We start from the raw sequence: 25914 nt of genomic DNA, 5'->3' as shown, positions 1-25914 counted from the left end.
CGACCGAAAGGCCCTCCGTGTCCCCGACGCCCGGCCCCTCCTGCCGCATCACCGCGGTCGACACCTACGACATCCGGTTCCCGACCTCGCGCGAGCTCGACGGCTCCGACGCGATGAACCCGGACCCCGACTACTCGGCCGCGTACGTGGTGCTGCGCACCGACGGCGAGGACGAGCCGGAGGGGCACGGCTTCACCTTCACCATCGGGCGTGGCAACGAGGTCCAGGTCGCCGCGATCCACGCGCTGCGCCACCACGTGGTGGGACGGTCCGTCGACGAGGTGTGTGCCGACCCGGGAGCCGTCTACCGCGACCTGATCGGCGACAGCCAGCTGCGCTGGCTGGGACCCGAGAAGGGCGTGATGCACATGGCGATCGGCGCGGTCGTCAACGCCGTGTGGGACCTGGCGGCCAAGCGCGCCGACAAGCCCCTGTGGCGGCTGCTCGCCGAGGCCGATCCCCAGTGGCTGGTCGCCCAGATCGACTTCCGGTACCTCACGGACGCGCTCACCCCCGAGGAGGCGCTGGAGATCCTGCGCCGGGGCCGCGCGGGCTCCGCGGAGCGCACCGGCCGGCTGCTGGAGCGCGGCTACCCCGCCTACACCACCTCCGCGGGCTGGCTCGGCTACAGCGACGAGAAGCTCACCCGGCTCGCCGCCCAGGCGGTCGCCGACGGGTTCACCCAGATCAAGCTGAAGGTGGGGGCGGACCTCGACGACGACGTACGGCGCTGCCGGGTCGCCCGCTCGGTCGTCGGCCCCGGCATCCGCATGGCCATCGACGCCAACCAGCGCTGGGGCGTCGACGAGGCGATCCGCTGGACCGAGGCCCTCGCCGAGTTCGACCCGTACTGGATCGAGGAGCCCACCAGCCCCGACGACGTCCTCGGCCACGCGGCCATCCGCACCGCGGTGGCGCCCGTCAAGGTGGCGACCGGCGAGCACGTCCAGAACCGGATCGTCTTCAAACAGCTCCTGCAGGCCGGTGCCATCGACGTCCTCCAGATCGACGCGGCCCGCGTCGGCGGCGTCAACGAGAACCTCGCGATCCTGCTGCTCGCGGCCAAGTTCGGGGTGCCGATGTGCCCGCACGCGGGCGGCGTCGGCCTGTGCGAACTCGTCCAGCACCTGTCGATGTTCGACTACGTGGCGGTCTCCGGCACCACCGAGGACCGGGTCATCGAGTACGTCGACCATCTGCACGACCACTTCCTCGATCCGGTGGTGATCCGCGAGGGTCACTACACGGCACCCGCCGCGCCGGGCTTCTCGGCGGCCATGCGCCCGGAGTCCATCGCGCGGTACACCTTCCCCGGCGGCACCTTCTGGGCCGCCGACCTCGACGAGAAGAAAGAAGGACGGGCGGCATGAACGACTTCGAGGGGCTGAAGGCCCTGGTCACGGGCGGGGCCTCCGGCATCGGCCGGGCGACGGCGGAACTCCTCGCCGCCCGCGGCGCCCAGGTCGCCGTCCTCGACCTCGACCCGGCCTCGGTCGACAAGCCGCTGCTCGGCTTCCGGGCCGACGTCAGCGACGACGCGTCCGTACGGGAGGCGGTGGCGGCCGCGGTCGCCGAGCTCGGCGGCCTCGACATCGTGATCAACAATGCGGGCGTGGGCGCGCAGGGCACCATCGAGGACAACGACGACGCCGACTGGCACCGCGTCCTCGACGTCAACGTGGTGGGCATGGTCCGCGTCTCCCGCGCTGCCCTGCCCCATCTGCGCCGCTCGCAGCACGCGGCGATCGTCAACACGTGCTCCATCGGCGCCACCGCGGGCCTGCCGCAGCGCGCCCTGTACTGCGCGAGCAAGGGCGCGGTGTACTCGCTGACCCTCGCCATGGCCGCCGACCACGTCCGTGAGGGCATCCGCGTCAACTGCGTCAACCCCGGTACGGCGGACACCCCGTGGGTCGGCCGCCTGCTGGACGCGGCCGACGACCCCGTCGCCGAGCGCGCCGCCCTGGAGGCCCGCCAGCCCACAGGCCGCCTCGTCTCCGCGGCCGAAGTCGCGGGCGCCATCGCCTACCTGGCGAGCCCCCTGTCCGGCGCCACCACCGGCACCTCACTCGCCGTGGACGGCGGCATGCAGGGCCTGCGTCTGAGGCCGGTGGGCCAGTGAACCGGCTCGGCAACAGCGCCGTCGAGGTCAGCGCCCTGGCCTTCGGCGGCGCCGTCATCGGCAACCTCTACACCGAGGTCAGCGAGGAACAGGCGCACGAGGCGGTGGCCGCCGCCTGGCAGCAGGGCATCCGCTACTTCGACACGGCCCCGCACTACGGCCTCGGCCTGTCCGAACGCCGCCTCGGCGCCGCCCTGCGCGAACACCCCCGTAGCGCCTACACGATCTCCACCAAGGTCGGCCGCCGCCTCGAGCCCTCCGACGAGGGCGGCGACGACCTCGCCAACGGATTCGCCGTGCCCGCCACCCACCGCCGCGTGTGGGACTTCAGCGCCGACGGCGTACGCCGCAGCATCGAGGCCAGCCTGGAACGGCTCGGCCTGGACCACGTCGACGTCGTCTACCTCCACGACCCCGACGACCACGCCGAGCAGGCCTTTCACGAGGGCTACCCGGCGCTGGAGAAGCTGCGCTCGGAGGGTGTCGTGGGCGCCATCGGCGCGGGCATGAACCAGGCCGGGATGCTCACCCGGTTCGTCCGCGACACCGACGTCGACGTCGTCCTGTGTGCCGGCCGCTACACGCTCCTGGAGCAGCCGGCGCTCACCGGACTCCTCCCCGCGGCGCGGGAACGCGGCACGTCGGTGGTCATCGGCGGCGCCTTCAACTCCGGTCTGCTCGCCGACCCCAAGCCGGGAGCGACGTACAACTACGCGGCCGCTCCGACACAGTTGCTGGACCGTGCCCTGCACCTGAAGGCGGTCGCCGACCGGCACGGCACCACGGTGCGCGCCGCCGCCCTCGCCTTCTGCGCCGCCCATCCGGCGGTCGCGAGCGTCCTCGTGGGTGCTCGCTCGGCGGCGGAGGTCCGCGACTGTGCCGAGCAGTTCGCCACGCCCCCTTCGGCCGCCTTCTGGCAGCAGTTGCGCGCCGAAGGGCTCCTGCCGCCCGAGGCCCCCGTACCCGTCGAGGAAGCCTCATGAGAGTCGCCCTGCACACCAAGGTCCGCGCGGACCGCATCGCCGAGTACGAGGCCGCGCACCGCGAGGTCCCGACGGAACTCACGGACGCGATCCGCGCGGCCGGCGCCACCTCCTGGACGATCTGGCGCAGCCGCACCGACCTCTTCCACGTCCTGGAGTGCGAGGACTACGCCCGTCTCCTCGCCGAACTGGAGAAACTCCCGGTCAACATCGCCTGGCAGGCCCGCATGGCGCAGTTGCTGGACGTCGTGCACGACTACTCCGACGAGGGCGCGGCCGCCGGTCTGCCCGTGGTCTGGGAGTTGCCATGACGGTGGACGCCCACCACCACGTGTGGGACCTCTCCGTCCGCGACCAGGAGTGGATTCCCGAACTCAGCCCGCTGCGCCGGGACTTCACCCTAGCCGACCTCATCCCAGAGGCGCAGGCGGCCGGAGTCGACCGCACGGTCCTCGTCCAGACGATCACGGTGCCGGAGGAGACCCCGGAGTTCCTGGCCCTGGCCGCCGCCCACGACCTGATCGCGGGTGTGGTCGGCTGGACCGACCTCACCCGCCCGGACATCACCGACGAGCTCGCCCGCCTGCGCGAACTACCCGGCGGACACTACCTCAAGGGCATCCGCCACCAGGTCCAGGGCGAACCCGACCCCGGGTGGCTGCTGCGCCCGGACGTACGCAGAGGCCTGGCGGCCGTGGCCGACGCGGGCCTGGTCTACGACCTCGTCGTCCTCCCGCACCAACTGCCGGCCTGCACCAAGGCGGCCGACGCCCTCCCCCAACTCACCTTCGTCCTCGACCACTTGGGCAAGCCGCCCATCGACTCCGGCGCCCTGAAACCCTGGGCGACCGAGCTCCACGCCCTCGCCGCCCTGCCCAACACGGCCGCCAAACTCTCCGGCCTGGTCACCGAGGCCGCCCCCGGCTCATGGACCGTCGACGGACTCCGCCCGTACACCGACACCGCCCTGGAGGCCTTCGGCCCCGCCCGCCTGATGTTCGGCTCGGACTGGCCGGTGTGCACGGATAGGGCGACGTACGGCGAAGTCCTGTCCGCCACACAGGAGTTGACAGCCGACCTCGACGCGGCCGCCCGGGCGGACGTCTTCCACGCCACGGCCACCCGCGTCTACGGTCTTTGACACCCCTGGAACTGGCCGCACGGCACGGAGATTTACGTCTTTTCTGGCACCCCTCGCGCGCTTTACGGCCCCCGGTCGTGAGCTTGGCTTCCTTCCCCGGCACCGGGGAAACGGGGACGGTCTGTACAGCGTGTCCTACCAGGGGTGCGCCGTGCGGGCGTACAGCTACAACGGCGACGGGGTGTACGGGGCGACCCGCGCGAACGGAGCCGGTGTGCACGGCGTCTCCGCAGCGGGGCCGCGGTCTAGGGCCAGGACACGGGTGGCGGTACCGGCGTCTGGGGCGGCGGGACGAGCGGCGTCATCGGCCGTGACCTCACCCAGTACGGCATCGGGGTCGAGGGTGACGCGCTCGGCGAGGGCGGTATCGGCGCCACGTCGGCGAACGCTGGCGGCATCGGCGTGTACGCCACCGCGCCGAACCCCGGATCGACCGCGCTGCAGGTCCGTGGCTCCGCGGTCTTCAGCTCCGGGGGGCACGTCACGGTCCCGGCGGGCAGTGACCGCATCACCGTGACGGGGCCGACCCTCGGGCCGGCGAGCATGGTCCTTCGCCACCTGCCGGAGCCCATCGGCCCCGGCGAGACCCGCTCCGCGCCCGAGCCCGTGTCCACGCCCGCCGAGGAGCCGGACGGACCCGGCGCGTAGCGCGTGGCGCCGCAGGTCAGCTCCGCTGAGCGACCCCCGCCAGCCGGGTGGGCGGCAGATACTCCCGCACATACGTCCGCTCCCAGCAGGCCCCCGTCTCCCGAAGCTGCCGCCAGCTCGTGTACTCGTAGCGGAAGAGGCGGGCCCGGACGTAGCGGGGCGGGGCGTCGGGCGGGAACGGGGAACGCCGCAGCAGGCGGAGTGTGTCGCGGTCGTTCTCCAGGAGCCGTTCCACCAGGGCGCCGAACCAGGCGCCGGCGTACGAGGGCGAGAGCGCGGCGAACCACATCAGCCAGTCCAGACGCAGATGGTAGGGCGCGAACTGGCGCGGCCAGTGCCGTGGATCGCCAGGCTTGCCCTTGAACTCGTACTCCCGCCAGTCCGAGTGCTCGTGCGGCACGGCATCGTCCGTGCCCTCGACGACCACCTCGTAGCGGATCCGGCTGACGCTGCCGAACGCGCCGTAGGTGTTGACCAGGTGGAGGGGGTCGAAGGAGCGGTTCATGATCTGACGGCGGGAGATCATGTTCGTGACCGGGTGGTAGCTGAGCCCGAGGAGCAGCGCGGCGACCGCGAGGACCACGACCTCGTACCAGAGCGGGGCGCCGGGCGCGGCGGACGGCGGACCGGCCGGGAGCTTCAGGGCGGAGACGGCGAGGACGATGGTGATCCAGTTCAGCCAGGCGAAGTTGCCCGACAGGACCAGCCACAGCTGGGTGACGATCATCAGCGAGGCGGCCGCCGTGGCGACCGGCTGAGGGGTGAACAGCAGCACGGGGACGACGAGTTGGGTGATGTGGTTGGCGGCCACCTCGACGCGGTGCAGGGGCCGGGGGAGGTGGTGGAAGAACCAGCTCAGGGGGCCCGGCATCGGCTGGGTCTCATGGTGGTAGTACAGACAGGTCAGCTTCCGCCAGCACGCGTCGCCGCGCATCTTGATCAGGCCCGCGCCGAACTCCACCCGGAACAGGATCCAGCGCAGCAGGAAGAGGACCACGACCGGCGGTGCCACCTCGTCGTTGCCGAGGAAGACCGCCAGGAAGCCCACCTCCAGCAGCAGCGACTCCCAGCCGAAGGCGTACCAGGTCTGGCCGACGTTGACGATCGAGAGGTACAGCGCCCAGGGGACCAGCCACAGCAACATGCCTGCCCAGAGCGGGAGCCGGGAGTCCAGTCCCGCGATCAGCGCCGCCGAGACCGCGCAGCCCGTCCAGGCGCAGGCCGCGAAGAAGCGGTCCGAGTAGTGGAGTTGGAACAGGCTGGGGGCCTGCCGGAAGCGCACCCGGGCGACGAAGCGGGGGACCGGCAGCATGCCCCGCTCGCCGATCAGCGCACGGAACTGCAGGGCCGCCGCCAGGAACGCCACGAGGTACAGCCCGGCCAGAGCCCGCTGGAAGACCAGCCGGCTCCACCAGTACTCGGGTGCGATGAACCACTCCACGGCCGTGCCCTCCTCACTCCATTGTCGCGCCGAACCCCACGTCACTCTCCGTGTGTCCATCTTCCGCTTGCGTAACCCGAGTGAGTGACGCAGACAATAGTGACGAATTGTCTTGAGCGAGGCGGGAGGAAGCGGTGCGGACAGTCACCAGAACCTTCGCCATGGCCTGCGCGCTCGCGGTGCTCCTGGTCGGCGGCTGCGGCGGCCAGGACGCGGACTCGAGCCAAGAGGTCCTTCCGGCCGCCACGCCCGGCGCCACCGGCCGGATGAGCCCCGAGTCCGTGCCGGGCACCCCCGGCCTCCCCGACGGCCGCGGACCCAGCCCCGGCGACACCACCAGCCGCAGCATCTTCGACAGCCCCACGGGCATTTTCGACGGCTGAGCACCGATGGTGACCGCAGAGCCGGGAATTCCTCGGCGCATCCCGGTCGAAGAATCGCGTGAACCCTGGCAAGGTGGGCCCATGGTTGATCGGGGCGTGAGCGCCCTGTCTCTCCCGGACGACTGGCCCGCCCACCCGGATCCGATCCTGGCGCTCAACCGCATGGGCAGCTTCGACTGGGACCTGGACACCGGTCTGTTCCACATGGACGCCCAGGCCCACGAGGTCTTCGACCTGCGCCCCGACGAATACGACGACCACCCCGAGACGCTCGGCGTCCGGGTCCCCAGGGCGGAGGCATACCGGATCGACGGCCTGGTCGCCCAGGCCCTGAAGGACGGCAGCGAGAACTACGGCACCTACTTCCGCATCCGCTGCCGCGACGGCACCCTGCGCTGGACCCACACCCAGGGCTACATACGGCGCGACGAGACGGGCCGTCCGCGCCGGATCATCGGCATCGTCCGGGACGCGACCCAGGAGCTGAGCGAGAGCCGGGACCGCCGCGAGCACGCCGCCGAGGACGCGGCGCGGCGCGAGCAGACCAACGTCGTCCAGCTCACCACGGCCGCCCTCGCGCACGCCCGCACCGTCCAGGACGTCATCGACGTCCTCAAGGACACCCATGGTCTCACCCACCTCGGTGCCACCAGCCTGGTCGTGGGCCTGGTGGAGGCCGGCCGTATCCGGCTGGTGGCGGAGGGCCCCGCAGGCAGCTTCGTCCCCGGCACCGACCTCACCCGCATCGACGAGCCGTACCCGATGAGCGAGGTCGTACGGACCCTCACGCCCCGCTTCATCGAGTCGCCGCAGGAGTTCGCCGAGCGCTACCCCGTGCTGTGGCCGCACCTCACCGGCCTGGACATCACGGCGGCCGCCTACCTCCCGCTGATCGTCCAGGCCCGGCCGATCGGCGCCATGGGCCTGCTCTACAGCGACCGGCGCGGCTTCTCGCCCGAGGAGCGCAACGTCCTGCTCGCCCTCGGCAGCAGCATCGCGCAGAGCATGCAGCGCGCCATGTTCTACGAGCAGGAGAAGGACCTCGCCACCGGTCTTCAGCAGGCGATGCTGCCGCGGACCATCCCCAGCGTCCGAGGCGCCGACGTCGCCGTCCGCTACCGCTCCGGTTCCACCGCGGGCTCCCTGGGCCGGGACATCGGCGGCGACTGGTACGACCTGATCCCGCTGCCCGGCGGCCGGGTCGGCGCCGTCATCGGCGACGTCCAGGGCCATGACACGCACGCGGCCGCCGTCATGGGCCAGCTGCGCATCGTGCTGCGCGCCTACGCCGCCGAGGGACACACGCCCGCCACCGTGATGGCCCGTGCCTCCGTCTTCCTCCACGAACTCGATACCGATCGCTTCGCGACCTGCCTGTACGCGGAGGCCGACCTGGCCACCGGAGTGGTCCAGGTGGTCCGGGCCGGCCACATCGACCCGCTGATCCGGGACGCCGACGGCAGCTGCCGCCGTGTCTCCCTGCCGGGTGGACTGCCGCTCGGTCTGTCCGCCGAGTTCGGTCGCCTCGAGTACCCGGTCGGCACCCTCGAACTCGACCCCGGAAACACCCTCCTGCTGTGCACCGACGGCCTGGTCGAACAGCCCGGCGCCGACCTCGACGACGGCATGCGCACCCTCACCGCCCTCATCACCAGCGGCCCGGACGACGTACGGGATCTCGCGGACTGTCTCATCTCCGTGGCCGAGGAACGCGACGGCGACGACGACGTGGCCCTGCTCCTGCTGCGCCGCCGCGGCCTGGAGGCCCAGCGGTCCGGCGGCCGGCTCCAGCAGCACGTGGCCCCCGGCGACCCCGAGGCCCTCACCGAGGCCCGGCACATGATCAGGGCCACGGTGCGCGCGTGGGGCGCCAAGGAGCGCGCCGACGAGATCGAGCTGGTCGCCGACGAAATGATCACCAACGCGCTGATGCACACCGAGGGATCCGCGATCGTCACCCTGCGGGTCCTCGGCGGCAGCGAGCGGCGGCTGCGCGTCGAGGTCGAGGACTCCTCCAGCGCCCTGCCGCGCCGCCGTGATGCGGGGGAGTCGGGGGTGTCCGGGCGGGGCCTGCTCCTGGTCGACCTGCTCACCGACGTGTGGGGGGTGGAGGCGCGCGGCGGCGGCAAGTGCGTGTGGTGCGAGTTCCTGGTCCCCGAAGGCGACTGGACCGAAGGCGACTGAACCCACCGCGGCAGCTCCCGCCCGCCACTGTCGGTGCCGGGTGGCACTCTGGACGTATGCCGGAACTCCCCGAGGTCGAAGCGCTCAAGGACTTCCTCACCGAGCACCTGGTCGGTCGCGAGATCGTGCGGGTGCTGCCCGTCGCGATCAGCGTCCTCAAGACGTACGACCCGCCCCTCACCGCCGTCGAGGGCCGTGAGGTCACCGCCGTGCACCGGCGTGGCAAGTTCCTCGACCTGGAGACGGACGGCGGCCCGCACTTCGTCACCCACCTGGCCCGCGCGGGCTGGCTGCACTGGAAGGACCGGCTCCCGGACGGCCCGCCCCGCCCCGGCAAGGGCCCTCTCGCGCTGCGGGTGGCCCTGGAGACCGGCGAGGGCTTCGACCTCACCGAGGCGGGCACCCAGAAACGCCTCGCCGTCTACGTCGTCCACGACCCCCAGGAGATCCCGGGCGTCGCACGCCTGGGCCCCGACCCGCTCGCCGACGACTTCGACGAAAGCCGTCTCGCGGCTCTCCTCGGATCCGAGCGCCGCCAGCTCAAGGGCGCCCTGCGCGACCAGAGCCTGATCGCCGGCGTGGGCAACGCCTACAGCGACGAGATCCTGCACGCGGCGAAGATGTCCCCCTTCAAACTGGCCGCGACCCTCACCCCCGAGGACACCGCCCGGCTCTACAAGGCCCTGCGGACCACCCTCACCGAGGCGGTCGAGCGCTCGCGGGGCGTGGCGGCCGGCCGTCTGAAGGCGGAGAAGAAGAGCGGTCTGCGCGTCCACGGCCGCACCGGAGAGCCCTGCCCGGTGTGCGGCGACATCATCCGCGAGGTCTCCTTCAGCGACTCCTCGCTCCAGTACTGCCCGACCTGCCAGACGGGCGGCAAACCGCTCGCGGACCGGAGGATGTCGCGGCTGCTGAAGTAGCCGCGCGGGTCAGCCGGCCGGTCCCTTGCGGCCCTTCGTCCTGTCCTTGCCGTGCTTGTCCTTCCCGCCGTGCTGCGGGCCTTTGTGGTCCTTCGGCGGAGTCGGCTTGGCGGACGGCGGCGCGGTGCGGGCCCCGGCGGTCCCGCCCGCGGGCGATGAGGCTACGGCCGTCGGGTGCGAGGAAGGTGCACGAGTCGCTGCCGGCCTCGGCGAGACGGTCGAGGCAGGGCGGTCGCCGTCGGAGTTCAGCGCGGCCCCCAGGGCCGTCGCCGCGGCGAACAGGGCGACGGCCACGCCACCCAGCAGGGCCTTGGAGGCCTGCCTTCGGCGGTTGTGGGGACGGGAATGCGGTGCGGGGGCGCCGGTCTGGAGCGCTCGTGGAGACGTGACGGCCGGCGGTGTGGGGCTGAGCGCTTTACTGTCCGGCTCCACCGGGTCCAGCGGCTGCGTAGGTTCCGCCGATGCGGCCGCGTCCACTTCCCATTCCCGCGCGCCCAGCCACTCGGCCGCCTCCTCCGCGCTCGGCCGCTGCGCGGGGTCCTTGGCCAGCAGGCGCAGCACGTAGTCGGACAGCGGCCGGGGTATGCCGGCGCTCAACCGGTGGGGCGGCGGCGGGGCGGTGCCGACGTGCTGCTGCACCACGGCGAGCGAGGTCGCGCCGCCGAACGGCGGGCGGCCGGTGAGCAGTTCGTACAGCACGCAGCCGAGCGAGTAGACGTCGGAGGCGGGCTGAGCGGACCGCCCCAGGGCCCGCTCGGGAGCAAGGTAGTCGGCGGTGCCGAGGATCTTGCCGGGGGCGGTCGCGGTGCCGGCGCTCTCGTCGGTGAAGCGGGCGATGCCGAAATCCGTGATCTTCACGGTGCGGTCGGCGGTCAGCATGACGTTGGCGGGCTTGATGTCCCGGTGGATCACTCCCTGGCGGTGCGCGGCGGACAGCCCCTGCGCCACCTGCGCGGCGATGGCGGTGGCTTCCCGTGCTGTCAGGCTGCCGCGCCGGGACCTCTCCCGGGCCAGGGTCCGGCCCTCCACGAGTTCCATCACCAGATGGAGCCGGCCGTGATCGGAGCCGAAGTCGTACACGCCCACCACATGCGGATGGTTGAGACGGGCCGTGGTCTGCGCCTCCATGCGGAACCGCTCGATGTCGGCGGTGTCCTCCGCCTTCAGCAGCTTGATCGCCACCGGACGGTCCAGGACCCGGTCGGCCGCGCGCCACACCTCGCCCATCGCGCCGCTGCCCAGCAGTTCCTCCAGCTGATAGCGGTCCGCCAGCAGCACGTGCACACCCATCCCGGATTCCGACATCACCACTGCCTACAGCGCAGCGTCGGACGGGGGTGTCACACCGGGCGGTGAGGCACTGCCGCGGTGGCGCTAGTGGGACTGGAGTGTGACGAGATGCTCCCCGTCCGCGGTGCGGAGCTCGTAGCGGGCGATCTCGCCGGTGTGCATGGAGGAGCTGCCCTGCATCGTGATCGGGCGGGCGTCGTGGCTGGGAACGGTCCAGCTGGTCAGGATCTGCTCGGAGCCGTCGCGGCCGATGGCGACCAGACGACAGGGGCGCGGGCCCGCGCCGTCCTTCACCTCGAGTTTGATCTGGCTGCCCGAATACTCGTCCTGGGTGGTCACCTGGGCCCATACGCCCGACTTCGCGTCGGTCGCCGCGATCCGCACCGTGTCGGTGGTGCCGCCGCCGGCCATCGTCATCGCGATTCCCGGCCCGGCCACCCCGATCGCCAGGGACGCGGCCACGGCGTACAGGAAGCGCCGCCGGCCGGCCCGGTGCCGGGCCGCCACCGCGCCGAGCAGCCGGTCGAGCAACTGCGGGCCGGGCTTGGTCATGGGGCTCACGAACCGTGGCGTCGCCCGGCGGTACAGCATCATCTGCCGGGTGATGGGCCCGAATTCGGTCACGTGAGCGGCGCAGCGCGCGCACTCCATGAGGTGGTCCTCGAAGCGGAAGGCGTCCGCCTCGTCCAGCACGCCGAGCGCGTACGCGGCGACGTCGCGATGCCTCTCCTGGGACCTCATGCCGAATCCTCGTGCCGTTGGGTGCGGGTGGGGTTACTCCTTGCTCCCACAGGTACGCACCAGACAGTCGAATCACTCAGGGCATACGGAGAATCGCAAACCCTGGGATTCGGAGCCGTCCGGCCCGCGGATTGGTCCGAATCAAAACGAGTCTAAAAAAGGTGGATGGCGAGGTGGCCCAGGGGCAGGCCCAGTTGCCACGCCTTCGTCCACACCTTCGGACCCTCGTCCTCGCCGACCACCGCCGCGCCGCCCGGCACCGCGTTCAGATCGGGTGCGAGCAGCTCGGTCTCCTCCAGCCAGCGCCAGGCCGCCCGGGCCAGTTCCACGTCGGGGGCGGGGCCGCCGGATTCGGCCGCCTGGGCGGCCAGCTTCGCCATCCGCTCGCGCACCCAGTCCTGCCACGGCTGGTCGTACGCCGTCAGCGACAGCCAGGTCTCCAGCTGGGAGACCACCCGGATCCCCGGGAGTTCGCCGTCCGTGTCCGAGAGAAAGACGGTCAGCGCCAGGGCGTCGCGCCCGGCGCGGAACTCGAAGGACGTCGGCGGCATCAGATCGCCCGTCCGCAGCAGCTCGTCGGCGATGTACTCGGCGTACAGCCAGGCCATCGGGACGACCAGCTCACCGCCGCCGGTGCCGTCCGTGCTCTCTTGACCTCTGTGCAGCATCCCTTCCTGCCTTCCTCCGGTGCGTGCGCGTCGCCCGACTCCGGGCCCCGGTCGCGGGGCCCCGAGCCCCCAGTCCGGAACACGGATGAGGACAGCTGATTGCTCAACCGGGGTCCTCAGCAAGGCGCTTTACGGAGGTTTGACTCAGCCGTCGGTTTCACCGCAGGTCGGCCGCATATCCGGGAAGCACCCGGCGCAGGGCGCGCAGCGCGTAGTACGCGCGGGACTTCACCGTACCGGGAGGAATTCCGAGGGTTTCGGCGGCTTCCGCAACACTCGCCCCCTGGAAATACACGAGCACCAGGACTTCACGGTGCTCCGGAGTGAGTGTCTTCACAGCCTCGCGGACATCGAGTGCGGCTGCGGCCCGCTCGGCGTGGTCGCCGATCACCCGCGCGTTCTCCAGGACCGCGTCCCCGACCTCGGGCGGCCGTGCCTGGCGGGCCCGCCGCGCGTCGATGGCGAGCCGCCGTCCCACGGTCATCAGCCAGGGCCGTACGGAGTCGAAGTCGTCGGCGCGCAGTGCCTCGGGATGCTGCCAGGCGCGCACCAGGGTCTCCTGCACCAGGTCCTCGGCGCGCTGCCGGTCGCCGTCGCACAGGCGGAGCAGCAGCGCGAAGAGGGGGCGGCCGTGCTCGCGCTGCAGCGCGGCGAGCTCGTGCTCGGCGGTCGTCGCGTTCGTGAGGGTGGTTCCGGCCGTCATGGCCGTATGGCACCGCAGGGTGCCGCCCCGGGACAGGGCCCGTGCCGGGATCTGCGACGGACGGTCGATCGCGTCGACGAACGGTACGACGAACGGTTCCATGCGCCCGCGAACGGTCCGGCGCACCCCGCGAGCGGCCCGGCGCGCCCGTTCGCGGGCACCGGACGGGTTAATCGGGGTGGCGCGGTTGTTTGGCCGCGCACTCAGGTTCGTACCTATTTATACGTAAATGTGACAACAGTTGGGGTGAGCTGATGATTGCACGGAGACGAAAGGTTGCCCTGGCCCTGATGGCCGTTCTGACCGCGGGCGCGGCCTGCCAGGCCCAGCATCGGCAGGCGGCCACCCGTACCGGAGACCCGGGGGCCCCGGCGGCGTCCGCCGCCCGTACCTTCACGCTGGTCGCCTCCGGCGACATCATCCCGCACAGCTCGATCATCGACCGCGCCCGCTTCGACGGCGGCGGCGCCGGTTACGACTTCCGGCCGATGTTCTCCGGCATCAAACCCGTCGTCTCCCGCGCCGATCTGGCGCTGTGTCACATGGACACCGTCTACGGCGCGAACGGCCACTACTCGGGCCGCTCCCTGTTCACGTCCCCGCCCGAGATCGCCCGGGGGCTGGCCGCCACCGGTTACGACGGCTGCTCCACCGCCTCCGACCACAGCCTCGACGACGGCGCCGACGGCGTCCGCCGTACCCTCGACGCCCTGGACGGCGCGGGCGTACGGCATGCCGGTTCGGCCCGCACCGAGGCCGAGGCGCGCACCGTCACCATCCTGCGCGCGGGACCCGCGAGGGTCGCCCACCTCGCCTACACCTTCGACACCAACGGCATCCCGCTGCCCCAGGGCGCGCCATGGGCCGTCAGTCTCCTGAACGGGAACAGGATCATCGAGGACGCGCGGGCGGCCCGGCGGGCCGGCGCGGACGTGGTCGTCGTCTCCGTGTACTGGGGCACCGAATGGCAGGACGCGCCCGACCAGCAGCAGCTCGCCCTGGCCCGGCAGCTGACGGCCTCCCGCACCGGCGGCCGCCCCGACGTCGACCTCGTCCTCGGCACCCGCGCCCATGTCCCGCAGGCGTACGAGAAGGTCAACGGCACCTGGGTCGTCTACGGCCTGGGCGACCAGATCGCCGGAGAGATGTCCAACAGGTCGGGCGCCCAGGACCCGCGCGGCAACGAGTCCACCCTGGGTCGCTTCACCTTCACCCGTCCGGCCCGGGCGGGCGGCCGCTGGGAGGTCGCCAAGGCGGAGTTCGTCCCGCTGATGTTCGACGTCGACGCGGGGCGCGCGGTGAACCTCAACCAGGCCATCGCCCAGGGCGCCGAGGTGAAGGCCGTGCGCGACGCGATCCGCACCGTGGTGCTGAGCAGGGGTGCGGCGAAGGACGGGCTGACGATGGGGCAGTAGGTCAGTCCACGTCCACGTGGTCCAAGGTCTTCAGCATCTCCCTCAACACCCGCACGGTCGCCCGCAGTTCGGCATCCGTCAGATCGCCGCCGACCTGCCGGTTGAGATGGTGCTCACGGCCCAGGATGGCGGCGATGGTCGCCCGGCCCTCCTCCGTGATCCGGATCAGGGACGAGCGTTGGTGCGCGGGGTTGGGGACGGCCTCGACCCACCCCTGGGCCGCCGCGTCGTTGACCATGCGCTGCACGAACTGCCGGCTCAGCGCCAGGACCCGGCCCATCTGAGGCACCGTCATGGGGTCGTGCTGCCGCAGCAGGTCGAGGACGGCGCGGATGCCGACGGAGACCCCCTCGACCGCCTCGCCCTGCTCGACCTTGCGCACGGCGCGCCGGTACAGCGGGCCGACCAGGTCGAACACCTCGGTCAGGCGGTGGCCCAGCTCGTCGGGGGTGAGGGGCTTGTCGATGTCGTTCACCCGGCCATCATGACATCCCGGTTGTCAAATCCCTCCGAAGATGACACCTTGGTTGTCATGAATGGTGCTTCGGACGTTCGCCTCTTCCCGTCTTCCGACGGTGACCTCGCCTATCTCGACACCGGCTCCGGTGATCTCGTCGTGCTCCTCCACTCCGGATACGTCGACCACTGCGTCTGGGACGACCAGATACCGGCCCTGGCCGCCGGGTACCGTGTGATCGCCCCGGACGTTCGCGGCCACGGATCCTCCGCCAACGCCACCGAGCCCTTCCGCTGGGCCGACGACCTCGCCGCCCTGCTCCGCCACCTCGACGCGGGCCCCGCCGTCCTAGTCGGCCTGTCCATGGGCGGCGTGATCGCCACCGACACCGTGCTGGAGCACCCCGAGCTCGTGCGCGCGGTGGTCACCTGCGGCGCGGCGACCGGCGACTTCCAGTACACGGACGACTGGACCCGTCAGATCCAGGCCGAGTACGCCCGCACCCTGGGCGCCGGCGACGTCGAGGGCTGGCTCGATGCGTTCGTGCGTGTCGTGCCCGGCCCGTACCGCCGTGCCGAGGACGTGGACCCGGGCATCGCGCGCCGCCTGCGGGAGATGGCCTTCCACACCATCTCCAAGCACACGCCCGGCGAGAAGGACTGGCACGTGCGCGTGACCGACTCCTGGTCCCGCCTGCCGAAGATCGACGTCCCGGTGCTCACCGTCAACGGCACCCTGGAGCCCCCCGAGCTGCTGGAGGCGGCCGAACGCCTCGCGCGTACCGTCCCCGACGGGCGTGCCCAGACCGTCGAAGACACCGCCCACTACCTGAACATGGAGAAGCCGGAGGTCTTCAACGACATCCTGCTGGAGTTCCTCCGCGCCCTCTAGGAGCGGCCGCTCGACGAGGGGGACGGGCTCGGAGAGGCGGACACCGGCGGATAACTCGGGTGCAACGAGGCAGAAAGCGGAGCCAGGCCACTGCACAGCGAGGCCGGAAACGCCGGCGCCCTGCGCTGCACGACCCGGCAGCCTCCCGCCGCCCCCTCGACGATCGGCACCCAGGCGGACTTCTCGGCCCTGAAGAACCAGCGGTCACCGAGCCGGGACGAGCAGCCGGGCGCCGAGTCGTCGCCGCAGGCCGGTCCGGTCCGCCAGGAGAAGTCCATCACCAGCCACTTGCCGTCGCACTCCTGCGAGTCCCGGTAGGTGTGTTCGGGTGCGTCGACCGCCATCAGCGCCTGGTCGTAGGAGGCGTCCGTACAGCCCGTCGCCGGCGGGGTGCAGCCCAGCTTCCCGCACAGCCGCAACGCCGGCGCCTTCGCGCCGCCGGCGGTGAACTGCACATAGTCGTCGACGACCACTTCCCGGCTGCCCAGGGCGACGGGCAGCCTGACCCGCGCCGTGGCCGACCGCTCCTTGTCGCAGCCGGACCTCCGGTCCCCCGACGGCGAGGAGAAGGTGAGCTGCACCCGCACGAGGTCCTTCTGCACGGGGTCGGTGAGCACCGCCTTGAAGTCCCGCACACACGGGCGCGCACCGCTGGGCACCTGCGCGTCGAACAGCACAGTACGGCCGCCGTCGGCCAGGCGGGCCCCGGTGACCTCCGAGGGCTCGAAAACTGTCCACGGGATCGGACCGGTCGCCGACGGCGACGCCCGCGGGCCGGCCACCTGCGTCCCGCACCCGCCGAGCAGCAGCACGGCCACCACACAGAGCACGGCGCCCACGACCGCCCCGCGCCCGTCACGTCTTCCAGCTGATCCCATCAGCGCTCAATTCCCCCGTGTCGCAGCCGTGTTGTCCGGGCCGACGCAGAACTCTAGCCGTGTCTCTCACGACATGGGTTCCTCGCTGTCAGGCCCGGCCGGCGCAGGACATGAGGCGATCGGCGAGCGCGATGACGCGGTCGCGCAGTTCAGCGGGACGCTCGATGACGAACGGCCGGTCGAGTGCGGCGAGTACCGGAGGCAACCAGTCGAGCCGCTCCGCCCGCAGTTCGACACGCAGCCAGCCCTCGGCTGCCGGGTCCTGGCCGGCCGCGGGCTCATGTTCCTCCACGCTCGCGACGCCCGCGGGGAGGTGCGCGCGGATCTGCTCAACGGTCCCCTGGATCCGCAAGGTCACCTCATGCCGGTACTCGGCCGCGGCGAATCCTGACAACAGACGCTGTGCCGGACCGGGGCCCACGGGCGCTTCGAACGAGCCGGGCAGGGTCCTTGCGTCCGCGATGCGATCGAGCCGGAAGGTCCGGTCCTCGCCGATCCGGGCGTCCTTGCCCGTGACGTACCACCGGCCCGCATGCGCGACGATCCCGTACGCGTGCAGAGTGCGTTCGCTGCGCCGTCCGTCGCGGTCGGTGTAGCGGATCGAGACCGGCCGGCGGTGGCGCACCGCATCGGCGACCGTGAGCAGGAGCCCGGCGTCCGGGTGGTCCAACTCGCCGGGCCGGTCCGTGAAGGCGAGAGCTTCCAGAAGGGCGTCGAGCCTGCGGGCGATGTGCTGGGGCAGCACCCGCCGGATCTTCGCCGATGCCGTCTCGTTCGCCGTGCGCTCCGCCGTCGTCAGGCCCGCCCGGCGGCCGGCGACCAGGCCGAGCAGCACGGCCAGTGCCTCGTCGTCGCTGAGCATGAGCGGAGGCAAGCGGTACCCGGGAGCCAGCCGGTACCCGCCGTAGCGGCCGCGCACCGACTCCACGGGCACATCCAGGTCGATCAGCTGGTCCACATACCGCCGCACGGTGCGCCCTTCGACGCCGAGACGGTCGGCGAGCTCGGCCACGGTCCGGGTGCCGCCCGACTGCAGCAGCTCCAGGAGTGTCAGCACGCGGCCGGTGGGTCGAGGCATGTCCGCAGCCTAACGCGAATACAGGACCGATTCTGTCCCCTATTTCTCCTAGCCTGCGACATGCACGCCCGCTTCGCTTCCAGCACGGCCAAGGAGATTCCCATGGACTTCGTCTCGATCCGCATCATCACCGGCGACGTGGCACGCCTCGTCGACTTCTACGAGCGAGTCACCGGGGCGCGGGCGACGTGGGCCACCGAGGACTTCGCCGAACTCAGGACCGCGGGCGCCACCCTCGCGATCGCCGGCACCCGCACCGTCCCGCTGTTCGCCCCGGGCTCCGCCCGCCCGGCGGACAACCACAGCGTGATCACCGAGTTCCTCGTCGACGACGTGGACCGCGTCCACCGGAACCTGACCGGCTTCGTCACCGACTTCGTCAACGAGCCCACCACGATGCCCTGGGGCAACCGGTCGCTGCTGTTCCGCGACCCGGACGGCAACCTCGTCAACTTCTTCACCCCCGTCACCCCGCAGGCCGTCGAAAAATTCGCACGCTGACGCCATGCACGGCCCGGCCCGCGCTCGCCGTACAGCTCACCTTCGATGGCTTTCGTGCAACCAAGGCCCCGGGCCGCCACATCTCGCGGCGTGACGCAGCTCACCCGGAAAGGATGACAGGGCGTTGTCGCGGACGGCTGCGAGGGTCGGCGTCATGACCATCACAGACGAGGACTGCCTCGCCGAGACCCTGGCCTTCAACGAGCAGTTCGAGGCTGCTGCCGCAAGCCGTCCGGCCCGCGGGCAGGCGCCCGACGCAACCGTGCTGGCGCTGCTGCGGCGCAACCGGCTGGGCGGCAACACCCCGCCGGTGCGACTGCCGCAGGGCCGGGACCGGGTCGTTGCGGGCGGGGTCGGGGTGCGGGTGTTCGTGCCGGACCAGGTCGACGGCGTATATCTGCACCTGCACGGGGGCGGCTGGGCGTTCGGCTCCGCCGGCGGGCAGGACGAGAGGCTGTGGCGGCTTGCCGTGCAGGCGCGGCTGGCGGTGGTGAGCGTGGAGTACCGGCTGGCGCCGGAGCACCCGTTCCCCGCCGGACCCGACGACTGCGAAGCGGCCGCCCGGTGGTTGGTGGAGCACGCCGCAGCCGAGTTCGGCACCGGACGGCTGCTGATCGGCGGCGAATCGGCCGGCGCCCACCTGAGCGTCGTCACCCTGCTGCGCCTGCGCGACCGGCACCACATCACCGGCGCGTTCCGGGCGGCCCAGCTGCTCTTCGGACCGTACGACCTGTCGATGACACCGAGCCAGCGGTCGTTCGGCTCGAAGCCGCTGCTGAGCAACACCGAATCCCTGTCCGGCAGTTATGAGCTGTTCACCCCGGGCATGGGGGCGGAGCAGCGCCGCGACCCGGACATCTCGCCGCTCTTCGCCGACCTGACCGGTCTGCCGCCCGCCCGGATCGTCGTGGGCACCGAGGATCCACTGCTGGACGACTCGCTGTTTCTGGCCCAGCGGTGGCAGGCGGCGGGTGCGCCCGTTCAACTCGGCGTCGTCGCCGGTGCGATGCACGGATTCACCCTGTTCCCCCTGACCGTCACCGAGCGGGAACAGCGGCGTGAGCGGGAGTTCCTGACCACGGCGGGACGGTAGCGTCGGCCCCATGAACCGCACTGCCCGGCTCTATGCGCTGGTGGAAGAGTTGCGCGCGGCGGCACCGCGACCGCTGACGGTCGCCGTGCTCGCCACGCGGTTCGAGGTCAGCACCCGCACCGTCCAGCGTGACCTGCAGGCGCTGATGGAGTCCGGCGTTCCGGTGCGCACCACACCCGGGCGCGGCGGAGGCTGGACGATCGACCCGGCGACGACGCTGCCCCCGATGCACTTCACCGCCGACGAGGCAGCGGCGTTGGCCGCCGCGCTCGCCGCGGCCGACGCCTGCGCCCCCTACGCCGGGGCGGCCCGCACGGCGTACCAGAAGATCGTTGCCTCGATGACCGGTCCCGGCTCGGCGGCGGCCCGGGAACTCTCCGCACGGATCGTCGCGCTGCCGGCGCGGACCGACCCCGGGGTCCGCGCAGCAGTGGAACAGGCCCTCACCGACGCCGAGGTGCTGCGCCTGTCCTACGTCGACGCGGCCGGACGCGAGAGCGAGCGCGAGGTGGAACCGGCCGGACTGCTCACCGCCGAAGGCCGCTGGTACCTCATCGCCTGGTGCCGCACCCGGCGGGCCGGCCGGGGCTTCCGGCTGGACCGGATCGCGGCAGCGGCCACCACCGGCGAGCAGGCAGGCCCCCATGACCTGGCGGACCTGCTGCACGGCTCGGCAGCCGCCGACGCGGTGCCGCCTGCCGCGCTGGCCCCGCTGACCTAGCCAGGAAGACGATCTGTCAGACCAGCTCCTTTCCGGAGGCGACGACCACGCCGTACGCGTCGGCGATGGCCGCCAGCGCGCTGCGGTGCAGCTCGTCCGCGGACACGTCCACGATCGACCGGGTGGCGCAGGTGTCGGCCGGGACGGTGGGCTTGTTGCCGCGCAGGGCAGCGGACGCCGTCGTGTACGCGACGCACATGTGGGTCATGAACCCGGCGACGATCACGGTCTCGTTCCCGGCCTCGTCCACGAGCCTGCCGAGGTCGGTGCCGTGGAAGGCGTCGGGGGCGTGCTTGACGACCACGGGCTCCCCTTCGACCGGCGCCACACCTGGGTGGATGCCGCCGATCTCCGTGCGGATGTCGTAGAGCGAACCCTCGCCGTCGTCGTGCTGGACGTGGATGATGCCGGCTCCGGCCCTGCGGGCGCGGGCGAGCAGGTCCGACGCGGCGTCCAGGGCGGGCTTCCAGCCGTCGAGCTCCATCGCCCCACGGGTGTAGGTGTTCTGGTAGTCGACGAGGATGAGCGTCGAGGACGCGAGGGCGGCGGGGGTCTGGTCGGCGTTGTCGAGTTCGCGCAGCGTCTTGCTTGCCACAGGTCTTCTCCAGGGTCTTGCCGGGGGCTCGGGCGGGTTGTTCAACGACCTGTTGAACACACGTGCGACGCTATGGCGTGTACGGGCGTGTCGGCAATGACGCACTCCTTGCAGAAAACGACACCCGCGGCCGGGTGTGAAAGCGGGGGTGCAGGGTGGGGACCGTGAATCGACTGATCGTGATCGTTCTGTTCGAAGGCGTCGACCTTCTCGATGTCACCGGCCCGCCGGAGGTGTTCTCCCTCGTCCGGCACGAGACCACGGACGGAGCCGGCTACGAGGTCGTCCTGGCCGCCGAGACCCTGGAACCGGTGACCACGGCGGCCGGCGTGCGGATCCTGCCCGACGCCACCTTCCACGACGTCGGCGCACGGTCGATCGACACCCTGCTGGTGCCCGGCTCCGTGGAGTCCGTCGAGGTCGACGGAGAGCCTATGATCCAGCCCGTCGTCGAGCCCGGCACGGTGGCCCGGGTGAAGGCGCTGGCCCATCGCACCCGGCGCGTGGCCTCGGTGTGCGTCGGCGCGCACATCCTCGCCGCCGCGGGTCTCCTCGACGGCAAGCGCGCCACGACCCACTGGTCGACCGCGCAGCGGCTCGCCGCCGACCATCCGGCGGTGCGGGTCGACCCGGACCCGATCTTCATCCGCGAGGAGGGCGAGGTCTGGACCGGCGCGGGGATCAGCGCCTGCCTGGACCTGTCCCTCGCGCTGGTCGCGGAGGACTTCGGCGAGCCGGTCGCGCTGCGCGTCGCCCGCGAACTCGTGATGTATCTGAAGCGGCCCGGCGGACAGTCCCAGTTCAGCGTGCCGTTGGAGCAGGTCTCCACGACGCGGCGCGTCGAGGAGCTCCGGCATCACATCCTGACCCACCTCGACCGGCGCCTCACCGTCCCGGACCTGGCCGCGTACGCGCATGTCAGCGACCGCCAGCTCACCCGGATCTTCAAGAGTGAACTCGGCACGACACCGCACGCCTACATCGAGTCGGCCCGGGTCGAGAAGGCCCGCAACCTGCTGGAGACCACCGACGACACCCTGGAACGCGTCGCCTCCGCCTGCGGGTTCGGCACCGTCGACACGCTCATCCGGGCCTTCCGCCGCCGCCTCGCCATGACGCCGAGCGAGTACCGTGCCAGATTCCGCGCCGGCCCGGTACGCAGGACGTCAGAAACCCTGTGAGCACGGGTGCCTGGGTCCGACGAGACCCGGTCCCGCCGCCCGTCGGCTACGGAACGACCGTCACCGGCCACCGCCCCGCCTTCACCAGCCGCACGGCCACCGAACCGACGATCCGGTGCCCGGCCTGCTCGGAGGCGCCCACTACGACCGCGTCCGCCTTCAGCTCGTCCGCCGCCTTGACCAGGCCACTGTAGGGGTCGCCGCGGAAGGTGTGGAACTCCCAGCGGACGTCGAATATCCCCTTGAGCCGCTCGGTGGCGTCCCGGATATAGGTCTTGAGGTCCTCGGCGATCTCGTCCGTCGTCTCGGCGACCGGCGCGCCCATCGCCGCGCCCGCGGCCATCACCGGCTGTACATAGACCACGGCGAGCAGCGCATGCTGGCGCCTGGCCAGGCCGGCGGCATATGCCGCGGCGCGCATCGAGCTGTCCGAGCCGTCCACCCCGACCACGATGACCTTGGGCCCGTCCGTGCCCCGCTCGAACTGGTGCGAGTGCTGTTCCGTCACGGCTGTGAGGCTATCGGAAACCGCAGGTCCCGCCGCCGTGCGGGGCCCCTCGACGGGCGAGGCGGCCGAGCCCTTCCTACAGTCGGAACCATGAGTGCCACAGCGGAGGCCTCCCCGGCCAAGGACACCCCGGGCCCGATACGGCCGCCGGGCAGCGGTCGGACGAGCAAGGTGCCCGGGGCCTTCGCGGCCTTCTTCGGCGCCCTCGGCCTGCTGTGCGGCCTGCTGGCCCTCATCCCTCCGCTGCGCATCCTGCTGCGCCCGGTGGTCCGCTTCCTCGACGTGCTCATCATCCCGGTCAGCGCCAATCTCGCCTACGCCGTCTTCCTCTTCCTGCTCGCCGCCGCGACCGCCGCCCGCAAGAAGATCGCCTGGTGGCTGGTGGTCGTCTACCTCGGCCTGCTGGCCCTGGACGACATCCTCGGCGTGGCGCTCGGCCTGTATGTCGAGTCCGTCCCGTCCCTCGTCCTCTGCGGTCTCGCACTGACCGTGCTGATCGTTGCCCGCAAGGAGTTCTACGCCGCCTCCCGCCGTGCCGCCGTACGCCGGGCCCTGGTGGTGCTGCTGGCCGGGATCGCCGTCGCCATCCTCGTGGGCTGGGGCCTGGTCGCCCTCTTCCCCGGCACCCTGCCCGAGAGCCAGCACCTGCTGTGGGCCGCCAACCGGGTCTGCGGCGGCCTGGTCTCCGGCAGTTCCTTCGACGGCCGCCCGCCCCCCGCCCTGCACTTCCTGCTGGGCCTGTTCGGCGCGCTCGCCCTGCTCAACGCCGCCGCCACCCTGTTCCGTTCGCAACGCCTGGAAGGCGCCCTGCACGGCGACGAGGAACCCCGTATCCGCGCCCTGCTGAAGGCCTACGGCGAGCAGGACTCCCTCGGCTACTTCGCCACCCGCCGCGACAAGGCCGTCGTCTTCTCGCCCAGCGGCAAGGCCGCCGTCACCTACCGTGTCGAGGCCGGTGTCTGCCTCGCCAGCGGCGACCCCGTCGGCGACCGGGAGGCCTGGCCGCACGCCATCGCCGCCTGGCTGGACGTGGCCCGCCGGCACGCCTGGGCGCCCGCCGTGATGGGTGCCTCCGAGGACGGGGCCAAGGCCTTCGCCCGCGCGGGCCTCGGCGCGCTCCAGCTCGGCGACGAGGCGATCCTGCACGTGTCCGACTTCGACCTCGACGGCCGCGACATGCGGGTCACCCGGCAGGCCGTGCACCGGGTGCGCCGCACCGGCGCCCGCTGCCGCATCCGCCGCCACGCCGGCCTCACCGACGAGGAGATGGAGGAGGTGATCGACAAGGCGGACGCCTGGCGTGACACCGAGACCGAGCGCGGCTTCTCCATGGCCCTGGACCGCCTCGGCGACCCGGCCGACGGCGACTGCCTCCTCGTGGAGGCCCTCAGCGAGGACGGCCGTCTCCTCGCGCTGCTCTCCTTCGTGCCCTGGGGCCGCGACGGCGTCTCCCTCGACCTGATGCGCCGTGACCGCAGCGCCCCCAACGGCGTCATGGAGTTCATGGTCGCCGAACTGTGCGAGGCGGCACCCAAGCTGGGGATCCACAGAATCTCGCTGAACTTCGCGGTGTTCCGCTCGGCCTTCGAGGAGGGGGCCCGCATCGGCGCCGGACCGGTGCTGCGCCTGTGGCGCCGACTGCTGCTCTTCTTCTCCAGGTGGTGGCAGCTGGAGGCGCTGTACCGCTCCAACGCCAAGTACCAGCCGGAGTGGTATCCGCGTTTCATCTGCTACGGCGACGCAGGCTCCCTCGCCCGTATCGGGCTGGCCTCCGGCATCGCCGAAGGTTTCGTTTCGGTACCGTCCTTGCGCAAACTCTGGGGAAAGGGGCACCCGAAGGGCGCGTCCAGGCCCGCGACCACCGAGGGCCTGCCGTCGCTGTCGGCGCTCGGCCTCGACGGAGGGGGCGAGGCCGGGCCCGGCGAGCCTCATGCCGGCCTGCCCGAACAGGTCTGTATCCGGTACCGCACCCTCGACCGGCTGCGGGCCGACGGCGTCGACCCCTACCCGGTCGGCATCCCGCAGCGCACCCACGCCCTCGGGGACGTCCGCGAGGGCGAGCAGGTCACCGTCGCCGGCCGCGTCATGCTGGTGCGCGACTTCGGCGGCATCGTCTTCGTCACCCTGCGCGACTGGTCGGGCGACCGCCAACTCGCCCTCACCCGCGAGGACTCCGGGCCCGCCCTGGACCGCTTCACCGCCGACTCCGACATCGGCGACCACATCACCGCCACCGGCCGGGCCGGCGTGAGCGACAAGGGTGAACCGACCGTCTTCGTCACCTCCTGGCAGCTGATCGGCAAGTGCCTGCGCCCGCTGCCCGACAAGCGCCGCGGCCTGGCCGACCCCGAGGCCAAGGTCCGCATGCGCTACCTCGACCTGGTCTCGAGCCCCGACGCCCGCCAGGTGATCCGCGCCCGCTCCACCGCCGTACAGGCCCTGCGCCAGGGCCTGTTGGAGCGCGGCTACCTGGAGGTCGAGACCCCGATGCTGCAGCAGATCCACGGCGGCGCCAACGCCCGTCCCTTCACCACCCACATCAACGCCTACGACCTCGACCTCTACCTGCGCATCGCGCCCGAGCTGTACCTCAAGCGGCTGTGCGTCGGGGGCCTGGAGAAGGTCTTCGAGATGGGCCGCACCTTCCGCAACGAGGGCGTCTCCTACAAGCACAACCCCGAGTTCACGATGCTGGAGGCCTACCAGGCCTTCGCGGACTACGACGTGATGCTCGACCTCACCCGCGAACTGATCCAGGGCGCGGCCCGTGCCGCCTTCGGCGCGCCGATCGCCCGCAAGGACGGCCAGGAGTACGACATCTCGGGCGCCTGGCCGGTCAAGACGGTGCACGGTGCGCTCTCGGAGGCGCTGGGGGAGGAGGTCGACGCGGACACGGAGCTGCCGGTGCTGCACCGGCTGTGCGACCGCGCCGGCGTGCCGTACACGCCGGACGACGGCCGCGGCGAGGTCGTACTCGAAATGTACGAACGCCTGGTGGAGGAGAAGACCCGGCTGCCCACCTTCTACAAGGACTTCCCGACCGACGTCTCCCCGCTGACCCGCCAGCATCGCCGCGACCCGCGGCTGGCCGAGCGCTGGGACCTCGTCGCCTTCGGCACCGAACTGGGCACCGCCTACTCCGAGTTGACCGACCCGGTCGAACAGCGCCGCCGTCTGACCGCCCAGTCATTGCTGGCCGCCGGAGGAGACCCCGAGGCGATGGAACTGGACGAGGACTTCCTGGACGCCCTCGAATACGCCATGCCGCCCACCGGGGGCCTCGGCATCGGCGTCGACCGGCTGGTCATGTTCCTCACCGGCCTGACGATCCGTGAGACGCTGCCGTTCCCGCTGGTGCGCCGCCGCTGACCG

At 71.7% G+C, this 25914-nt stretch carries 26 protein-coding genes; 16 read left to right on the top strand and 10 right to left on the bottom strand.

All coding sequences use genetic code 11. The annotated features are described in order from the left end of the window. The first annotated feature begins 17 nt into the window (after positions 1–17). The 6 genes from ACFY1U_RS11510 to ACFY1U_RS11485 all read left to right on the top strand — a co-directional run bounded on the left by ACFY1U_RS11510 (position 18) and on the right by ACFY1U_RS11485 (position 4894). Positions 18–1370, top strand: coding sequence for an L-fuconate dehydratase (locus ACFY1U_RS11510; RefSeq protein ID WP_390693898.1), 1353 nt, complete (start codon positions 18–20; stop codon positions 1368–1370). Then, positions 1367–2122 (top strand): SDR family NAD(P)-dependent oxidoreductase, encoded by a 756-nt coding sequence (locus tag ACFY1U_RS11505; protein ID WP_390693897.1) that lies wholly within the window; start codon positions 1367–1369, stop codon positions 2120–2122. The genes ACFY1U_RS11510 and ACFY1U_RS11505 overlap by 4 nt, the downstream gene beginning before the upstream one ends. Then, a complete protein-coding gene (locus ACFY1U_RS11500) occupies positions 2119–3105 on the top strand; it encodes an aldo/keto reductase (RefSeq protein WP_390693896.1) in 987 nt (328 codons plus the stop codon). The genes ACFY1U_RS11505 and ACFY1U_RS11500 overlap by 4 nt, the downstream gene beginning before the upstream one ends. Further along, a complete protein-coding gene (locus tag ACFY1U_RS11495; RefSeq protein WP_390693895.1) occupies positions 3102–3416 on the top strand; it encodes an L-rhamnose mutarotase in 315 nt (104 codons plus the stop codon). The genes ACFY1U_RS11500 and ACFY1U_RS11495 overlap by 4 nt, the downstream gene beginning before the upstream one ends. Further along, positions 3413–4246, top strand: coding sequence for an amidohydrolase family protein (locus ACFY1U_RS11490; protein WP_390693894.1), 834 nt, complete (start codon positions 3413–3415; stop codon positions 4244–4246). The genes ACFY1U_RS11495 and ACFY1U_RS11490 overlap by 4 nt, the downstream gene beginning before the upstream one ends. 402 nt (positions 4247–4648) lie before the next feature. After that, a complete protein-coding gene (locus ACFY1U_RS11485) occupies positions 4649–4894 on the top strand; it encodes a hypothetical protein (protein WP_390693893.1) in 246 nt (81 codons plus the stop codon). 16 nt (positions 4895–4910) lie between these two features. On the opposite strand, the gene ACFY1U_RS11480 is transcribed toward ACFY1U_RS11485, so the two are convergent. Continuing rightward, positions 4911–6335: a lipase maturation factor family protein gene (locus ACFY1U_RS11480; RefSeq protein ID WP_390693892.1), complete on the bottom strand. Its 1425-nt coding sequence runs from the start codon at positions 6333–6335 to the stop codon at positions 4911–4913. 134 nt (positions 6336–6469) lie between these two features. On the opposite strand from ACFY1U_RS11480, the gene ACFY1U_RS11475 reads away from it, so the two are divergent. The 3 genes from ACFY1U_RS11475 (at position 6470) to ACFY1U_RS11465 (ending at position 9822) form a co-directional block, all read left to right on the top strand. Beyond that, on the top strand, positions 6470–6718 hold the full coding sequence (locus ACFY1U_RS11475) for a hypothetical protein (protein WP_390693891.1): 249 nt from the start codon (positions 6470–6472) through the stop codon (positions 6716–6718). Between the two features lie 81 nt (positions 6719–6799). Beyond that, positions 6800–8902 (top strand): SpoIIE family protein phosphatase, encoded by a 2103-nt coding sequence (locus ACFY1U_RS11470; RefSeq protein WP_390693890.1) that lies wholly within the window; start codon positions 6800–6802, stop codon positions 8900–8902. A gap of 56 nt (positions 8903–8958) precedes the next feature. Then, positions 8959–9822, top strand: a complete 864-nt coding sequence (locus ACFY1U_RS11465; protein ID WP_390693889.1) for an Fpg/Nei family DNA glycosylase — start codon at positions 8959–8961, stop codon at positions 9820–9822. Between the two features lie 9 nt (positions 9823–9831). Here ACFY1U_RS11465 and ACFY1U_RS11460 read toward each other — a convergent pair whose 3' ends face one another. The 4 genes from ACFY1U_RS11460 to ACFY1U_RS11445 all read right to left on the bottom strand — a co-directional run bounded on the left by ACFY1U_RS11460 (position 9832) and on the right by ACFY1U_RS11445 (position 13224). Continuing rightward, entirely contained in the window at positions 9832–11127 is a 1296-nt protein-coding gene (locus tag ACFY1U_RS11460; protein WP_390693888.1) for a protein kinase, read from the bottom strand. A 69-nt stretch (positions 11128–11196) separates the two neighbouring features. Beyond that, positions 11197–11853 (bottom strand): zf-HC2 domain-containing protein, encoded by a 657-nt coding sequence (locus ACFY1U_RS11455; protein WP_390693887.1) that lies wholly within the window; start codon positions 11851–11853, stop codon positions 11197–11199. 152 nt (positions 11854–12005) lie between these two features. Next, complete coding sequence (locus ACFY1U_RS11450) at positions 12006–12521, bottom strand: hypothetical protein (RefSeq protein WP_390693886.1); 516 nt, start codon at positions 12519–12521, stop codon at positions 12006–12008. 157 nt (positions 12522–12678) lie between these two features. Beyond that, positions 12679–13224: a sigma-70 family RNA polymerase sigma factor gene (locus ACFY1U_RS11445; RefSeq protein ID WP_123969136.1), complete on the bottom strand. Its 546-nt coding sequence runs from the start codon at positions 13222–13224 to the stop codon at positions 12679–12681. Between the two features lie 254 nt (positions 13225–13478). Between ACFY1U_RS11445 and ACFY1U_RS11440 the strand changes: the two genes are divergently transcribed. Continuing rightward, a complete protein-coding gene (locus tag ACFY1U_RS11440; protein ID WP_390693885.1) occupies positions 13479–14639 on the top strand; it encodes a CapA family protein in 1161 nt (386 codons plus the stop codon). Position 14640: 1 nt separating this feature from the next. Here the strand turns inward: ACFY1U_RS11440 and ACFY1U_RS11435 are convergent, their stop codons facing one another. Further along, a complete protein-coding gene (locus ACFY1U_RS11435) occupies positions 14641–15114 on the bottom strand; it encodes a MarR family winged helix-turn-helix transcriptional regulator (protein ID WP_390693884.1) in 474 nt (157 codons plus the stop codon). A gap of 57 nt (positions 15115–15171) precedes the next feature. On the opposite strand from ACFY1U_RS11435, the gene ACFY1U_RS11430 reads away from it, so the two are divergent. Continuing rightward, the gene (locus ACFY1U_RS11430; protein WP_390693883.1) at positions 15172–15987 is read left to right on the top strand and encodes an alpha/beta fold hydrolase; all 816 of its coding nucleotides are present in this window, start codon (positions 15172–15174) and stop codon (positions 15985–15987) included. On the opposite strand, the gene ACFY1U_RS11425 is transcribed toward ACFY1U_RS11430, so the two are convergent. Continuing rightward, the gene (locus ACFY1U_RS11425) at positions 15984–16865 is read right to left on the bottom strand and encodes a hypothetical protein (RefSeq protein WP_390693882.1); all 882 of its coding nucleotides are present in this window, start codon (positions 16863–16865) and stop codon (positions 15984–15986) included. The genes ACFY1U_RS11430 and ACFY1U_RS11425 overlap by 4 nt on opposite strands. An 88-nt stretch (positions 16866–16953) precedes the next feature. Next, the gene (locus ACFY1U_RS11420) at positions 16954–17943 is read right to left on the bottom strand and encodes a helix-turn-helix transcriptional regulator (protein WP_390693881.1); all 990 of its coding nucleotides are present in this window, start codon (positions 17941–17943) and stop codon (positions 16954–16956) included. A gap of 102 nt (positions 17944–18045) precedes the next feature. On the opposite strand from ACFY1U_RS11420, the gene ACFY1U_RS11415 reads away from it, so the two are divergent. The 3 genes from ACFY1U_RS11415 (at position 18046) to ACFY1U_RS11405 (ending at position 20258) form a co-directional block, all read left to right on the top strand. Continuing rightward, positions 18046–18444, top strand: a complete 399-nt coding sequence (locus ACFY1U_RS11415) for a VOC family protein (RefSeq protein WP_390693880.1) — start codon at positions 18046–18048, stop codon at positions 18442–18444. 154 nt (positions 18445–18598) lie between these two features. Continuing rightward, the gene (locus tag ACFY1U_RS11410) at positions 18599–19537 is read left to right on the top strand and encodes an alpha/beta hydrolase (protein WP_390693879.1); all 939 of its coding nucleotides are present in this window, start codon (positions 18599–18601) and stop codon (positions 19535–19537) included. 10 nt (positions 19538–19547) lie between these two features. Next, on the top strand, positions 19548–20258 hold the full coding sequence (locus ACFY1U_RS11405; RefSeq protein ID WP_390693878.1) for a helix-turn-helix transcriptional regulator: 711 nt from the start codon (positions 19548–19550) through the stop codon (positions 20256–20258). Between the two features lie 16 nt (positions 20259–20274). Here ACFY1U_RS11405 and ACFY1U_RS11400 read toward each other — a convergent pair whose 3' ends face one another. Then, the gene (locus ACFY1U_RS11400) at positions 20275–20853 is read right to left on the bottom strand and encodes a cysteine hydrolase family protein (RefSeq protein ID WP_390693877.1); all 579 of its coding nucleotides are present in this window, start codon (positions 20851–20853) and stop codon (positions 20275–20277) included. A gap of 155 nt (positions 20854–21008) precedes the next feature. Between ACFY1U_RS11400 and ACFY1U_RS11395 the strand changes: the two genes are divergently transcribed. Then, positions 21009–22034: a GlxA family transcriptional regulator gene (locus ACFY1U_RS11395; RefSeq protein WP_390693876.1), complete on the top strand. Its 1026-nt coding sequence runs from the start codon at positions 21009–21011 to the stop codon at positions 22032–22034. Between the two features lie 46 nt (positions 22035–22080). Here the strand turns inward: ACFY1U_RS11395 and ACFY1U_RS11390 are convergent, their stop codons facing one another. Next, positions 22081–22542 (bottom strand): universal stress protein, encoded by a 462-nt coding sequence (locus ACFY1U_RS11390; RefSeq protein WP_390693875.1) that lies wholly within the window; start codon positions 22540–22542, stop codon positions 22081–22083. 90 nt (positions 22543–22632) lie between these two features. Here ACFY1U_RS11390 and lysX point away from each other — a divergent pair, with 90 nt between their 5' ends. Next, on the top strand, positions 22633–25911 hold the full coding sequence (gene lysX / locus ACFY1U_RS11385) for a bifunctional lysylphosphatidylglycerol synthetase/lysine--tRNA ligase LysX (protein WP_390693874.1): 3279 nt from the start codon (positions 22633–22635) through the stop codon (positions 25909–25911). The last annotated feature ends 3 nt before the right edge of the window (positions 25912–25914 follow it).

It is taken from the genome of Streptomyces sp. NPDC001351 (genome assembly GCF_042896045.1).
In the GTDB taxonomy this organism is placed as follows: Bacteria; Actinomycetota; Actinomycetes; order Streptomycetales; family Streptomycetaceae; genus Streptomyces.
The sequence above is the reverse complement of the archived record's forward strand: the minus strand, read 5'-3'. Positions and strand labels throughout refer to the sequence as shown.

Coding starts and splice junctions, on each gene's coding strand:
- ACFY1U_RS11405 (WP_390693878.1), top strand. CDS start 19,548: ATGAACCGCACTGCCCGGCTCTATGCGCTGGTGGAAGAGTTGCGCGCG.
- ACFY1U_RS11440 (WP_390693885.1), top strand. CDS start 13,479: ATGATTGCACGGAGACGAAAGGTTGCCCTGGCCCTGATGGCCGTTCTG.
- ACFY1U_RS11430 (WP_390693883.1), top strand. CDS start 15,172: ATGAATGGTGCTTCGGACGTTCGCCTCTTCCCGTCTTCCGACGGTGAC.
- ACFY1U_RS11470 (WP_390693890.1), top strand. CDS start 6,800: ATGGTTGATCGGGGCGTGAGCGCCCTGTCTCTCCCGGACGACTGGCCC.
- ACFY1U_RS11410 (WP_390693879.1), top strand. CDS start 18,599: ATGACCATCACAGACGAGGACTGCCTCGCCGAGACCCTGGCCTTCAAC.
- lysX (WP_390693874.1), top strand. CDS start 22,633: ATGAGTGCCACAGCGGAGGCCTCCCCGGCCAAGGACACCCCGGGCCCG.
- ACFY1U_RS11495 (WP_390693895.1), top strand. CDS start 3,102: ATGAGAGTCGCCCTGCACACCAAGGTCCGCGCGGACCGCATCGCCGAG.
- ACFY1U_RS11415 (WP_390693880.1), top strand. CDS start 18,046: ATGGACTTCGTCTCGATCCGCATCATCACCGGCGACGTGGCACGCCTC.
- ACFY1U_RS11450 (WP_390693886.1), bottom strand. CDS start 12,521: ATGCTGCACAGAGGTCAAGAGAGCACGGACGGCACCGGCGGCGGTGAG.
- ACFY1U_RS11445 (WP_123969136.1), bottom strand. CDS start 13,224: ATGACGGCCGGAACCACCCTCACGAACGCGACGACCGCCGAGCACGAG.
- ACFY1U_RS11420 (WP_390693881.1), bottom strand. CDS start 17,943: ATGCCTCGACCCACCGGCCGCGTGCTGACACTCCTGGAGCTGCTGCAG.
- ACFY1U_RS11460 (WP_390693888.1), bottom strand. CDS start 11,127: ATGTCGGAATCCGGGATGGGTGTGCACGTGCTGCTGGCGGACCGCTAT.
- ACFY1U_RS11465 (WP_390693889.1), top strand. CDS start 8,959: ATGCCGGAACTCCCCGAGGTCGAAGCGCTCAAGGACTTCCTCACCGAG.
- ACFY1U_RS11490 (WP_390693894.1), top strand. CDS start 3,413: ATGACGGTGGACGCCCACCACCACGTGTGGGACCTCTCCGTCCGCGAC.
- ACFY1U_RS11505 (WP_390693897.1), top strand. CDS start 1,367: ATGAACGACTTCGAGGGGCTGAAGGCCCTGGTCACGGGCGGGGCCTCC.
- ACFY1U_RS11425 (WP_390693882.1), bottom strand. CDS start 16,865: ATGGGATCAGCTGGAAGACGTGACGGGCGCGGGGCGGTCGTGGGCGCC.
- ACFY1U_RS11455 (WP_390693887.1), bottom strand. CDS start 11,853: ATGAGGTCCCAGGAGAGGCATCGCGACGTCGCCGCGTACGCGCTCGGC.